Source organism: Gulosibacter sp. (genome assembly GCF_052090685.1).
Taxonomy (GTDB): domain Bacteria; phylum Actinomycetota; class Actinomycetes; order Actinomycetales; family Microbacteriaceae; genus Gulosibacter.
In genome coordinates this window covers 66,856-80,349 of the sequence record NZ_JBQDBE010000003.1, presented here as the reverse complement: position 1 = coordinate 80,349, position 13,494 = coordinate 66,856, and the positions used below count along the sequence as shown (strand labels likewise).

13 protein-coding genes are annotated in these 13,494 nt (G+C 52.7%); 3 read left to right on the top strand and 10 right to left on the bottom strand.

The window, feature by feature from the left end; genetic code table 11:
* Positions 1 to 25: 25 nt before the first annotated feature.
* The 9 genes from ACTHXA_RS02880 to ACTHXA_RS02840 all read right to left on the bottom strand — a co-directional run bounded on the left by ACTHXA_RS02880 (position 26) and on the right by ACTHXA_RS02840 (position 9,243).
* Positions 26 to 811 carry an SDR family NAD(P)-dependent oxidoreductase gene (locus tag ACTHXA_RS02880; protein ID WP_441669172.1) on the bottom strand — a complete coding sequence of 262 codons (786 nt, stop codon included), beginning with the start codon at positions 809 to 811 and terminating at the stop codon, positions 26 to 28.
* Between the two features lie 79 nt (positions 812 to 890).
* Positions 891 to 1,310, bottom strand: a complete 420-nt coding sequence (locus tag ACTHXA_RS02875; RefSeq protein ID WP_441669170.1) for a cupin domain-containing protein — start codon at positions 1,308 to 1,310, stop codon at positions 891 to 893.
* A gap of 19 nt (positions 1,311 to 1,329) precedes the next feature.
* On the bottom strand, positions 1,330 to 2,136 hold the full coding sequence (locus tag ACTHXA_RS02870) for an SDR family NAD(P)-dependent oxidoreductase (protein ID WP_441669168.1): 807 nt from the start codon (positions 2,134 to 2,136) through the stop codon (positions 1,330 to 1,332).
* Positions 2,137 to 2,277: 141 nt separating this feature from the next.
* Positions 2,278 to 3,795: a sugar ABC transporter ATP-binding protein gene (locus tag ACTHXA_RS02865; protein WP_441669166.1), complete on the bottom strand. Its 1,518-nt coding sequence runs from the start codon at positions 3,793 to 3,795 to the stop codon at positions 2,278 to 2,280.
* Positions 3,796 to 3,821: 26 nt separating this feature from the next.
* Entirely contained in the window at positions 3,822 to 4,811 is a 990-nt protein-coding gene (locus tag ACTHXA_RS02860; RefSeq protein ID WP_441669164.1) for an ABC transporter permease, read from the bottom strand.
* 158 nt (positions 4,812 to 4,969) lie between these two features.
* Entirely contained in the window at positions 4,970 to 6,223 is a 1,254-nt protein-coding gene (locus ACTHXA_RS02855; protein WP_441669162.1) for a sugar ABC transporter substrate-binding protein, read from the bottom strand.
* Positions 6,224 to 6,471: 248 nt separating this feature from the next.
* The gene (locus tag ACTHXA_RS02850) at positions 6,472 to 7,245 is read right to left on the bottom strand and encodes an SDR family NAD(P)-dependent oxidoreductase (RefSeq protein ID WP_441669160.1); all 774 of its coding nucleotides are present in this window, start codon (positions 7,243 to 7,245) and stop codon (positions 6,472 to 6,474) included.
* An 83-nt stretch (positions 7,246 to 7,328) separates the two neighbouring features.
* Positions 7,329 to 8,225: a sugar phosphate isomerase/epimerase family protein gene (locus tag ACTHXA_RS02845; protein WP_441669158.1), complete on the bottom strand. Its 897-nt coding sequence runs from the start codon at positions 8,223 to 8,225 to the stop codon at positions 7,329 to 7,331.
* A 61-nt stretch (positions 8,226 to 8,286) separates the two neighbouring features.
* A complete protein-coding gene (locus ACTHXA_RS02840) occupies positions 8,287 to 9,243 on the bottom strand; it encodes an aldo/keto reductase (RefSeq protein ID WP_441669156.1) in 957 nt (318 codons plus the stop codon).
* Positions 9,244 to 9,726: 483 nt separating this feature from the next.
* On the opposite strand from ACTHXA_RS02840, the gene ACTHXA_RS02835 reads away from it, so the two are divergent.
* The 3 genes from ACTHXA_RS02835 (at position 9,727) to ACTHXA_RS02825 (ending at position 12,284) form a co-directional block, all read left to right on the top strand.
* A complete protein-coding gene (locus ACTHXA_RS02835) occupies positions 9,727 to 10,452 on the top strand; it encodes an SDR family NAD(P)-dependent oxidoreductase (RefSeq protein ID WP_441669154.1) in 726 nt (241 codons plus the stop codon).
* 31 nt (positions 10,453 to 10,483) lie between these two features.
* On the top strand, positions 10,484 to 11,254 hold the full coding sequence (locus ACTHXA_RS02830) for an SDR family NAD(P)-dependent oxidoreductase (RefSeq protein WP_441669152.1): 771 nt from the start codon (positions 10,484 to 10,486) through the stop codon (positions 11,252 to 11,254).
* Between the two features lie 145 nt (positions 11,255 to 11,399).
* The gene (locus ACTHXA_RS02825; protein ID WP_441669150.1) at positions 11,400 to 12,284 is read left to right on the top strand and encodes an NAD(P)-dependent oxidoreductase; all 885 of its coding nucleotides are present in this window, start codon (positions 11,400 to 11,402) and stop codon (positions 12,282 to 12,284) included.
* A gap of 63 nt (positions 12,285 to 12,347) precedes the next feature.
* Here ACTHXA_RS02825 and ACTHXA_RS02820 read toward each other — a convergent pair whose 3' ends face one another.
* Entirely contained in the window at positions 12,348 to 13,466 is a 1,119-nt protein-coding gene (locus tag ACTHXA_RS02820; RefSeq protein WP_441669148.1) for a ketopantoate reductase family protein, read from the bottom strand.
* Between the last annotated feature and the right edge of the window lie 28 nt (positions 13,467 to 13,494).

The window sequence follows — 13,494 nt, the reverse complement described above, 5'->3', positions numbered from 1 at the left end:
CCGCCATTTCTAGATCCGTAATCGACTAGACCATCACTACGCCACCATTTACGTCGAGAGTCGCGCCCGTCATGTATGAGGCTTGGTCAGAAGCCAAAAAGAAGGCAGCATCCACGATCGTGTGCGCTGGGCCCGCGATCTTGAGTGGAATCTTGCCCCATTCGATGTCGCGCATCTCTTCGTAGGAGATTCCACGCTCGTCGGCCTCACTCTGCAGTCCATGGCGATGCATCGGGGTGTCGATATTGCCTGGAGCAACGCAGTTGACACGAATACCCTTCTCTGCGAGCTCACGCGCAAGAGTGTGAGTGAAGCTGATCACGCCGGCTTTCGACGTGCAGTATGCCGAATATGGGCCGTGCGCTTCGCGCCCCCACCATGAAGCGATGGTGACAATCGATCCACCGGCGTTCTCTGGAATAAGCGGACCAAGCTCCCGGCAAGCGAGGAAAGTACCACGCAGATTGACGTTGTGTACGCGATCCCAGTCCTCGATAGGAAGCTCGAATACGGGCTTGCCTTCGCGCTGAAGCACGCCAGCAAAGAGAACGAGAGTGTCGATACGTGCTGCCCATTCTCTCACTCGGTTCGCCGCCTCCTGCAGCGATTCCTGCGAAGACTGGTCCACTGCTAGCGCAAGAATTTCAGCCTCCGGAAGGTCTCTAAGCACTTCGGAGCGCGTCCCTTCGACCGCATCGCTGCTGAGATCAGCAGCGATGACGCGATAGCCTTCTCGCGCAAAACGGTCCACTGCGACTCTGCCCTGGCCACCACTCGCACCGGTGATAAAAACAACTCTACTATCCGACATAATTGCCCTTCTTATTCTTATTCGTTTAAAGTTTCTGGCGGAACCATTGAAGCAACGACCTCCAATGCAAGTTCACTGCCTATGTCCCAAGCGGAACAAATTTCGGGTCGCTGCCGTCTTTCGGATACGCCGTGTAGCCCAACTGATCCTCAGCCATATAACTAATGGCAAATGCGAAAGCAACGATATCTTCGCCCTGGTCGGCAGATATGGAGTGGATGAGATTCGGCTTTATCCGGACAAGCTCGCCACGTTCAACATGAGCTTGCTCACCATCGATAGTCATAGTTCCACCGCCACTCAAAATGAAATAGAACTCATCCGAATTATGCGAATGTGGCTCAAGTTCCTCGCCCGCTTTCAATCGAAATTCATCAGCAAACTCTAGATATCCACCCTGCGTCTGACTGCGGAGCTCTTCAAATTCGTAGAAAAACAGGGTTTCAATAGTGCCGTGGTGCTCTTCCACAAGTGCACGATCGCGACGTCGGATCTCCATGGTTCAAGGTTCCTTTCAACTAGAAAATTGAGCGAATACTGCCGCCGTCAACACCGATCGTGGCGCCAGTCGTAAAGCCAGCACGATCAGAGGCGAGAAAGACGACAGCGTTCGCAACTTCTTGAGGAGTGCCCATTCTTCCGAGTGGGATACCGCGATCATTGACAAGGGCTTGGAGTGCTGCATCTCCGGCCTCGCCATATGCGGCCTCTACATTTTTCTGCCAGCCGTATTGTTCATCTGACCAGAAGGGTGTGTATATCGGTCCCGGAGCAACACAGTTAATTCGGATAGTGGGAGCATAAAGTCGCGAAAGGGACTTCGACACAGCAGCGACCGCTGCCTTGGAAGCGGCGTAGTCAGTGATGCTGTCTTCTTGCTGTCGAGACAGGTCTGACGTAATCGAAATCATTGCACCACCCCCGTTGGCTTTCATCATTGGCAAGAAGGTTCGTGCGGTACGGACCACGGCGAAAAGGTTAAGCTCAAGTGTTCGGTGAAACTCCTCATCGGAAGTCTCCTCCATTGTGCGCAGCACACCTTTACCGACGTTATTAACGACAATATCGGGCGCGTTTTCAAATAATGACTGCCACTGCATTAACATATTACTAATGCCACCTTCCGTCGAAAGATCCACAGTAATGCTATGAGAGGCGACACCTTTCTCTGCAAGCTGACCCCGTTGCAGATTCAATCCGGCTTCGTTGATATCCGCGGAGACTGCAATTGCACCTTCTTCGGCAAAAGTTCGAACAATTGCATCACCGATTCCCGAGGCCCCGCCCGTTACCAGAACTCTCTTACCTTCTAAATTAAGATCCATTTGTTTCCTTTCGGTTCGTCGGTATTTTCGGCACGTCGTTGTACTCTCATTGTTGCGAGCCCCATAAGCTATTTCAATCTACAGGAAGCCGAGTTTCTTAGATTCGTTTTCGGCACCAGTAAACTTCACAGGTTTGAACAATCAGACCATTTCCGAAACAAGATCGACTTCGGAGAGTTCTTTCTCCGCATTAACATGATGTTCAGACTTAATCGTGCCGTCCTTCATCACAAAAACACGATCAGACATCATCAATAGTTCGGGAAGATCGTCACTAATGAGCAGCACGGAGACGCCTGATGCCGCCAATTGGTCGATAATTTCGTAAATCTCACCCTTGGCCCCGACGTCGACACCGTTGGTTGGATTGTCGAGAACGAGAAGCTTCGATTCAAGCGCAAGCCACCTACTCAGAATCACCTTCTGTTGGTTACCTCCACTTAAGTTTCGAATTAATGTTCGGGCGCTGGGAGTTTTTATCTTGAGCTTCTCAATTGCAGATTTTGCCTCGCGATATTCTTTACGAGTATCAACCACATTCCCACCAATTGCTGCACCGATAAATGGAAGTGACAGGTTCTCAGCAACACTTAGGCTCATAACGATGCCCTCCCGATGTCGCTCGGTCGGCACGTAGCCAACTGACGAACGTATACCTGCACGCGGACCAGTGTTTCTTGGGACTTCTCCGTTGATGAGGATGGTGCCGGAGCACCCTTCACCCAACTCAAAAATTGCACGACCAAGATGCGACTTCCCAGAGCCGACTACACCCGCCACCCCAATAACTTCACCTTTCTCTATCTCGAACGAAACATCGTGAAATGTTGAGCTAGTGAAATTTGCAAGTTCTAGGGCCTTCTCGCCATGGTCCCGCTTCACGTGAGTGCGAGCGTACATACTGATTTCACGGCCGACCATCATTGAATGGATCTTCGATTCATCCAACTCTCGCGGTGCCGAGTTCTCCGCAACAACGGCGCCATCCTTCAAGACCACTAGGCGATCACACAAAGCAACGATCTCTTCCAATCGATGCGATACGAATACTTGAGCGGATCGATTCCGAATTCGATTCACAAAGTCGAAGAAGAAATCGATTTGCCCCCTTGTAAGTGCGCTGGTCGGTTCGTCAAGTAATATAACAGGATGTTCGACGCCAAGCAGTCGTGCTTGTGCGAGGCACCTGACAATTTCGACCACTTGTCGCTCGGCGAAACTCAAGCTACTGAGAGTTGCTTTCGGATCGAGTTCAACACCGAAGTCTTCGAATACTTTACGCGTTTCCGCGACCATACGCTTATGGTCCAGGAGTCCAAATTTCGTAAATTGCTTTTCCTGCGCAAGAAATACATTCTCCGCGACAGTAATATTCGGCACAAGCGCTTGGTGCTGAAATACACGGAATACACCATTTAACGTCGACTGATGGTACGAATCAAATTCAGTTTCCGTTCCGTTCAGATTAATCGTTCCTGCGTCTGGCCTCAAAGTTCCACTGAGCATTGAAAGGAGTGTTGATTTCCCCGCTCCATTTTCACCAACTAGGCCAAGTATCTCTCCAACCCGTACATCCAGATCAACGTCCTTGACAGCATGAACCGGACCAAATTTCTTATCAAGGCCACGCGCAGCAAGAATCGGCTTGTCATCATTCATTAGTGTTGCCTCCGGTGAATTGCGCGCTACTTAATAACTGCGAGCTTGCCGCGATCAAGGGTAAGAGCCACGGCCACGATCACGACAGTTCCTTGGATAATGCTCTGCAAAAAGGGCTGCACACCCATCGAGTTCAGACCTACGGTGAGAATGGTGATTACGAGTACGCCGAGGACAGTTCTCGGCACTCCACCTACTCCTCCGGTGATCGCAGTCCCACCAATGACAACGGCTGCGATAGCGTCTAGCGTGAGTGCATCTCCCATCCCGGGCGTAGCCGCGCCTATGCGAGAAGCAAGCAAAACACCAGCCAAGGCCGCACAAATACCCGCCAACGCAAGTGAATACATTTTTATCCGCCGAATAGGAATACCAGCCAAGGCGCTCACCTCCTCCGCGCCTCCGATCGCGAACGTATATCTGCCGAAACGGGTACGCGTACCAACAAAAGCAGCTACTGCCCATATAACAAGCGCCCAAATTACCAAATTGGGGATAATCCAGAGCAATTGTTCCTGGGCGATCCAGCGAAAGCCCTGATTGGATATCTGAACGGGACGCCCACCGACTAGCCACAGTCCCACACCGGTTACGACTAGCGACATCCCCAATGTCACAAGGAAGCTTGGCACTTTCAAGTACGCAGTCATCGCTCCATTGGCGAGCCCAATGATCAGCCCGACTACGATTCCTGCCGTGACTGCTACGATAGGGTTCCCATCTTTTGCGACACTGGCGGCGACTAATCCAGCCAAAGTGACAGTGGCCCCTGTGGAAAGGTCAATGCTTCCCATTAGAATGACGAATGTAACGCCGACCGCGACCACTAAGAGAACAGAGGATTCTCGAAGAATCGTAATGAATGTCTGTGGTTGCAAGAATGTAGGACTCAGTATGGAGAAGAGCGCTAGCAGTAGAATAATTGCCGCAATTGGTAAACCTAACGACTTTAAATTCTGTCGCTTTTCCACCTTCTCAATTTCCGTAGCGATGGCTTGAGTCTGTGTCGTAGCCATATTATGTGCCTTTCAGGGTAGGCAGACACCACCGATACTTATGCCAACGTATGGCAATCAGTTGGAGGCGTCCTTCTTCAAAAAATCGTGTTCAATCGATCTATAGTCGACCGCGTATACCCGGGACCATGACTTTTTGGTCATGGTCCCGTAGTCAGTCACTCCGAATCGTGCCGCAGAAGTGTCCAGTGGTCGTCCCACTCGGCGTTGAGTGTGTCGGCATTGGGCAGATCCGCGAGGTAATCAGGATTCAAATCGACATCCTCATCTCCTGTATACGCCCACATTTCTTCCATGTTCATGATTTCGACTTTGTTCTGTGGGTCCCATTCATCGGGGTAAGCAACTTTACTCATCTTTACCCAGTCAAATGGAAGGTCTCCGGAAAGATAGGTTTCCTTATATTCGGCGGCATTCTCCGCGGTTACAAAAATTCCACCGGTCCACAACTGTCGATTGAGCGGGGCCGCGGTCTCACCACTTTGGCAGTAGTCCAAGGCTTGAACAAAAGTAAATCCAGCCGACCACTGTGGAATTGAAGAGTACGCACCCCAGATATCACCCGACTCAATCATGTCGATAGTGCCTTCATTACCATCCATGCCGGTTATTGGCACGTCTTCGATCCCTGCCTCTTGAAGCGCATTGAGAGCTCCAATTGCGACATCATCATTCTGCCCAAACACACCATCAATATCGGGGCCGAAACGGGAGATAATTCCTGCCATTGCGGTACGCGAGTCTTCACGGTTCCATTCACCGGGCTGTCGGTCGACCAGCGTAATGCCCGGGTATTCTGCCAGTGCCATATCGACGCCTAGGGTGCGCTGGTAGTCCGGGATACCACCGGGGTGTCCCGTTAGGTGAACGAAATTACCGCTGCCACCCATCTCTTCGAAGAGGGCCGTTGCAGTTTCATATCCAGCCTGCACTGAGTTTGGACTCAAGTACGTGACATAACTGTCGCCAGAGTCCATGGGCGTAACCCACGGGTCCTGCTCCCAAAAATTGGCAAAGCAAACATCGTTCGCTTCAGCGATGCGAGCCATCTCAGGGACGCTCGAAGGGTCCGGCGCGGTCACGAAGATAATCTTCACGCCCTCGTCAACTTGCTGCTGGAACTGAGAGATCTGCGTGGCGGGATCTCCCTCATTCGTAAGAGCAACGTAATTCCCGTTGAACGCTTCAACTGCGTCCCTTGCCCCATCATCCCAGCTCGAATAGTAGTCATTATTAAGACTTGTAAATAGCGATACGACAGTTTGTCCCTGAAGATCAACAGATTCGGGAAGGTCGCTCTGGGTGCTTTCCGTCCCGCCTGCCCCACCGTCCCCGGAACACGCGGTAAGCAGGAGCGTGCCCGCAGCCACGATACTTGCGACTTTGATTCTTCTTGCATGATTACGCTGCATAGGTCACTTCCTTGTGAAAGATACGCATTGGACTAACAACCTTCGATCAAGTTGTTTAGTTAGAGTACACACTAGCGATCAGTTGCACTAATCACAAGCTGTTTACTGCTGCATTCAATTTTTCACGGCACGCTAGGTGTTATTCCGCAAAGCGACGGCATGCGGACTGATTGCTACGGACCGCTTGGGCTACTGTTCCGGCTAGATTGCTCGACGTCTGCTACTCCAGGTGGCTCGTTCAAAATTGGCTACTGAGCCGTATAGCCGCCATCAACAACGATTTCGGCGCCTGTGACAAATTTCGACTCGTCCGAGGCAAGGAATAGCATCGCGTACGCCACATCTTCAGGCTCGCCAAGTTCTCCGATCGGGTGTTCGCCACGCATCTTGTCCAAGTAGGCTTCAACTCCACCCGGGAGTGTCTTCCCCTTTTCGATGTTGAGCGGCGTCAGGATGGTACCTGGCATGACGGCGTTGACTCGGATAGATTCTGGCGCGTACGTGATCGCGTCGGTCTTCGACATGATTCGAACCGCACCTTTTGTCGCGTGATATACCGGTACGTCAGAATTTCCGATAAGCCCGTATATCGATGACATGTTCACTACGCTCTTCTGCCCGGGCGTCTTGCGGAAGTATGGAATGGCGTGTTTCGTGCAAATAAAGGGACCTCCCACATTGACGCCGAAGACCTTCTGCCATTCTGAAAACTCGACTTGGTCGGTCGGTTCATTTGGTCCTGAAATTCCCGCGTTGTTGATGAGCACATTGAGTGCACCAAACCGCTCAAAAACTTCACTCATTACCTGAGCCACGCGATCCTCATCAGTGACGTTCATCGGCCAGAACTCCGCGTTGCCGCCAGCTTCTCGAATCTCAGCGGCAACATCAGCACCTCTTTCCGTCATGTCCGTGAGCGCTACTGTGGCTCCTTCGGACGCGAATAGCCGAGAGATCGCTTCTCCCATTCCGTTTGCTGCCCCGGTTACGAGCGCAACCTTACCTTCAAGTCTATTAACCATGGAATTCCTTCTATTAGTGATCTAATTGACCAAATCGACATTTGATCGCGCGTACGTGTCTGAATGAGTGAGCTACCAGTGTTCTAGGTGTTGCCAACGAGTCGGTCCGCTTCAACAAAGGTCCGGACTGTGGCGTCGTAGGCCGCTTGCGTTGCTTCAACCACTGAGAGCGCTCTATGCTCAGCCGAAATCAATTCGACGCCCCATGGCCCGGCGTACCCGGTTGCTCGAATGGCATTGATAAATTCCGGAACATTGAGAGACCCATGGCCAGGCAACAATCGATGGTTTACGGTGTCGTCCCAGAGTGACCCGATTGGCTCCGAAGCAGCGTCGTCGAGTTCAACGACGGTGATGTACTCGGCGGGCAACTTATCGCGAATAACTTGATAGTCAGTGTTGCCGCGAGCGACATGCCAGATGTCGACACAAAGTCCCCCCGAAGGATTTCCCACCTCAGACACGAGAGCGATTCCGTCTTCAAGTGTTTGCATGTTCGCTGCAAACGGCATCGTTTCAAGAGCAATTCGAGTACCTCTCAAGCCTGCCTCTGTCGCAAGCTTGTCAAACTCAGCGAAGAACTGATCCTTGGCAACTTCTGCGCCGTCTGTCTGCGGTGCAACTTTAACCGCGTGCGCATCTAGCTGTTCTGCAGCTTCAAAGAGTTCTGCACGTACGACGTCCGAAGTTCGACGACTCGCGCCCTCGCTCCACCAGTCACCCAGAAACTCAAGTTCAACGTATTCCATGCCGTTGTCACTCAGCATTCTTGCTAACTCAGAATAGTTCTTGTGAGTCTCTCGGAACGCGACGAGGTCGGCATGCACGATTCCGAAACCCGACCAACCGGCTTCAGCAGCTGTTTCAATGCGCGTCGCGAGGTCAATCGGGCTACGCTCGTTGCCCACTTGAGGCGCTGCATCGCCGGCGGTCGTCCAACACGTCGCGATCAGTTTTGGCAGTGATTGTGATTGCGCCATTTTGTCCCTTATTAGTCTTAATCGCAGCAAACTTATGTATCCCGTGAGAAATCTTTCGTCTCTACCAATTCCAGACGTCGTTGGCTTGTATCCCGACTTGCCACTGATGGCTCCGACTTGGCAATCGATAGCTCAGCACTTCTTCGATGAGCGTTCTATCTAGCTCAGATTCGGTTGCCCTCACCGCGTCTTCCAAGTGTCTGATATTGGTGGTACCTATAATCGTGGTGTCGCAGTCAACTTGTTGTGTCGAATACTGGTTCGCCAGAAAAGCGATGTCAACATTTGATTTTTTGGCTCTGACCGCCATATTTCGAGCAGCATCTCGAGTTGCCACCGGTTGCAAGTCTACGGAGTCGGGTACTTGGTCAGATGACTCGAGAACTTTCGGAGTAAGTAGACCGAGCGCCACTGCCGCTGCGTTAATGATTCCTGTCCCGTTCTCACGCGCAATGGGCGAAAGTTCAGTCGAGAGCGAGTCATCGAGCAGCGTCCCGTGCGCAAAGTTCAATATTACGTCGACGTCTGTTTCGAGTAGAACTCTGCGACTCGTTGCAATGGAATAGCACGTCATCCCAATCGCTCGAACCTTTCCCTCATCCCGAAGCCGAACGAGCTCGTCGTACGATTCACTCAGGATTCGGTCTAGGTCCCCAAAATCGATGTCATGGAGTTGAAATACATCGATTCGGTCCCGTTTCAACACTCGCAGGCTGTTCTCCACACTTGAACGAATCCGCTCAGGAGAAAAATCGAAATCATCGATTCCATATCGTCCGGCTTTAGTCCCGATGAGGACTTCGTCAGGGATTTCTCCGGCCATCCTGCCAAGGCGCTCTTCAGCGTCTCCGTAATATGGAGACGTATCAATAAAATTCACGCCCAGTTCCAGTGCACGCAGTAATGCCTTGCGTGCTTGTTCAAACGACACCGGCCCAAATAGCTGCCCAAACGGTGCTGTCCCGAAACCAAGGATTGAGACGTCAAGGCCAGTTTCACCCAGTTGATTGCGCCTCATCGGAGCCCCGCATTTTCACTGGAAAACTCAGAGCTGACAAAATTGGTCCCTTCAACACCACCACTGCAAGACGTCCTACCAATAGGACCAGCTACCGAACTATCGATACGTTTCCGGACACCAACCTTAAGTCGATTCACCACTAATTAGCTCCTTTGCTAATCGACCCTTGCCCCACAGCGCGGGTCAGTCCGTTCACTATAACTAGTACTTGCCACGGTGTCACCCTAAAAATTCATCATAAGTGAACAGTATCTAAGTACCACTCAACACCCCCGGCCCAGCAGAAGTGCTCGGAAACTCGACATGAGCCCTGCGAATGCCTACAAGTTACCTTCATGAAAGCCGTCTCCACCTAGCCAGAAGCGTAGTGGCGCACGCAGCCGAGCGTGAACTTCATGGACCGTAATTGCACAAAATAGTGTAGCGTGAGCGAACACATGCATTTCGCACCAACATGAACTTCACAACGAGGTGAACGCTATGAGACTAGCCAACAAGATCGTGATCGTGACGGGTGGCAGTCAAGGAATTGGCCGGGCAACCGTCGAACTTTTCGCTGAGCAAGGCGCCACCGTCTACATGGTCGATGTCAAGGCACCAACTGATTCTTTTTCGAACCCGAACATCCACTTTGTGGAGCATGATGTGACCGATCTCGACAAATGGCAGCGCATTGTCGACGGAGTGATATCCGAGCAAGGTCGAGTCGATGTGCTGTTGAACAATGCAGGTGGTGTTGGATCTTATGAACCGATCCACAGTATCGGTCTAGATGACTGGAACAGAATCATCGACCTCAACCTAAATGGAACATTCTATGGCATTCGAACTGTCCTCCCCCACATGATTCAGGCGGGCCAAGGCAACATCGTGAATGTTTCGTCTATGTGGGGCATCGTTGGCGCAGCCGGCGTGGCCGCATACACTGCAAGTAAGGGCGCAGTGCGCCTGATGTCCAAAAATGTTGCCCTCTCATATGCAGACAAAGGCATCCGCTGCAATTCGTTGCACCCTGGCATCATTTCGACGCCCATGATCGAAGCCCAAGATACAGAAATCACAGCTGGCATAGTCGCCTCGACTCCAATGAAGCGACTCGGTCGTCCCCGAGAGCTCGCCTATGGCGCTCTGTTCCTCGCTAGCGATGAATCTAGCTACATGACAGGCAGCGAGCTAGTAATCGATGGTGGATTCATTACTGCCTAACCGACTGTCATGAAGCACTAAGGAGAACACTTTGACTAAGCAAAATCAGTCCCAGAAGGTAGCCGTTGTCACAGGTGCAGCTCAGGGAATCGGAGCCGCAGTCGCCGAAGAATTCGCGTCTCGTGGACATGCAATTGTCATCGCAGACATCAACATTGAGTCCGCTCAACGTACGGCTAATACCATTAGTTCAAATCAAAACGTCACTGCGCTCGCTACTCCGGTCGATGTTTCAAAGCCCGAGTCAATTGCAGTCCTCGCGTCGACGGCTCTTGATGAGGTAGGTCGTGTTGATGCCCTTGTGAACTGTGCAGGGATTACCGAGGATTCTGCAACCCTCGAAGCCACGACTGAAGATTGGGACCGTGTACTGCGCATCAACTTGCTCGGCACACTCATCGCATGTCGCGAGTTCGGCACAGCGCTCATCGAAACTCAAGGCGCCATTGTGAACATTTCCTCCATCGCAGCATTTGCCGCGACACGCCCAGAAAACCACATCGCGTATGACGCGTCGAAGTCCGCGATCATTGGCCTTACTCGCACGCTCGGTGTCGAATGGGCGCCACACGGCGTGCGTGTCAACGCCGTTGCTCCAGGATACTCCGCTACCCCGATTCTCGAAGGTGTGGGTGCTGCAGACCCCACCACGGTGGACACTTGGATCTCGCAAGTACCCCAGCGGCGGCTAATGAAGGCAGCAGAGATTGCGAAGGTTGTCGCTTTCCTCGCGTCAAACGATGCGTCAGCAATAACTGGGCAGACGATTCTGGCTGACGGCGGATACTCAGCAGCAAAGTGACGAACGACTAGTCACCGAATTTTGACCCTGAAGCAGTCTCAGACTCAAGGCTTGCCAAAGTCGGTGAGTGGCTGCGCCCAATGGCGATGAGTCCACTCATCGCTAATTGCACGGTTCGTTAGTGCCACCGAAGAAAAGGATCTACATGACCACCAAAGTTGGATTTATCGGGCTCGGAAACATGGGCTCGGCCATTGCGCAGCGTGTACTCAACGCAAGCTACGAACTTCGAGTATGGAACCGGAGCCCCAATAAGGCAGATGCGCTAGTGGCCGCAGGCGCAATCCGGGCAAAGAATGTGGAGGAGGTCTTCGCCGAGTCCGACATTGTTTTCTCGATGCTGTCGAATGACCAAGCAGTCGAGACAACGTTCACCGACGCACTTTTGACGGAAGCGTCCAGCAAGATTCACGTCAACATGGCAACAGTCAGCTTGAAACAGACACGAACACTGGCATCCCTCCATAACACCCACAATGTGGGATACGTTGCCGCGCCCGTCCTTGGCCGTCCGGATGTTGCGGCAGCTGGACAACTCAACATCGTGGCGGCTGGTCCATCAGCACTCGTCGACCAAGCTCGCCCTATCCTCGAACACATCGGTAAACAAACTTGGCACGTCGGGGAGGATCCCGAACAAGCGAGCCTGGTCAAGATCGGCGTCAATTATAACCTCATCCATGCGATGCAAGCACTCGGTGAATCATTGTCACTTGTCGAACACGGTGGTATTGACTCGGAAACCTTCGTTGACATTCTGACCGATGCAGCGTTCACCGGTTCCGCCTACGTTGGCTACGGAAAAATCATCGCTCAGCGCTCGTATAAACCCGCGGCCTTTCCAGTTCCGCTCGGACTCAAGGACCTCACGCTGGTGCAGCAAGCTGCGGAGGAGCTTGGTGCGGTCCTTCCCACCGCCCCCGTAATGCGAGACATGTACTCGGAGGCAATCAACGACCCCGACCTCGTTGACGGTGATTGGTCAATCATTGCCGAAGTAATTCGCCGCGGTCCCAAGTTCATTGGTTAGCCGACTCGTTATCGGGAAGTGCAAGTGGGCCCAGCCATGCTTTGCTGGGCCCACTTGCGCTCGCTATCTGTGCACTCTGCGCTTCACCGGCACTTCGATAGGAACCGGCACTTTCTCGCTCACGCCTTCCCGGAGCTCCGCTACCCGAGCCTCCAGTAGTGCGAAATTCTCGATACCCGCTTTAAGTTCACCGCGCTCAATTTGCAATGCAATTTCAGTAACAGCCTGATTGATCGGCGCAGCCAGACCGTGCTCGCTCGCGCGGCGCACCACTTCACCGTTCAGCTCGATCGCTTCACTTCGACGGTACTTCATCCAGTCCTGCAGCACAGTCGAACGAGAGTGCGGCAGAATGTAGTTTTCAACGAGCTCATCGAGAACCGTCGCGACATAGCTAGCGGGGTCAGCGGCATTGTCACCCTCCATGCCAAAGATTGGGCGGATCTCGTAGCCGACAGCCTGCGCAACAGCAATCGCTTCATCGCCAGCGCCGAGCATAAATTCGCGCATCCCAGGGAACCGTGCACATTCGGCGATTGAGAGATCCAAGACGGCCGAGGTCACAAGCTCTGCCGCGTTTAGGATGAGTTTCATCCACTTAGCAGACTGGATGTCATCAGTCTCTTCGACAACCCCGACGCGTCTCAGCAAGTCCGCCACGACCGAAACATGATGCGCCGCCGCCGGATCAATCGCGCCGACCGCGAACCAGCAGCGGTCGGGAGTTGAGTGGCGCTCTACGAGTCCGGGGACGTACATTGCGGCAGTTGACTCGATTACTGCGCCAAGAGTGCGCTCGGAGCCGACACGCTCAGCTATAGTGTCAGCGGTCATCCCGTTCTGCACCCCGACTACGACAGAGTCTGCATGAAGAAGCGGCTTAATTAATTCCACCATCCAGCTCGTGTCATAGGCCTTCGAAACCAGGAAGACGACATCGAACGGTTCCCTGAACTGGGATACTTGGCAGAGGTGATACGCGGCAACCGAAGTCGTCCGAGTCGTTTCGCCAAGCTGCACACGAATTCCGTGCTCTCGAATCGCCTCGATGTTCTCCGGCCACTGATCGATAAACGACACGTCGACACCAGATTCAGCCAGGTCGGACCCTATAATCGAGCCGTTTGCACCAGTGCCCAATACTGCAACGCGCAGCTTAGTTTTCGGGACTTCACTGTTCATCTATTCCCCCTTGAATAGCCCCCATGTA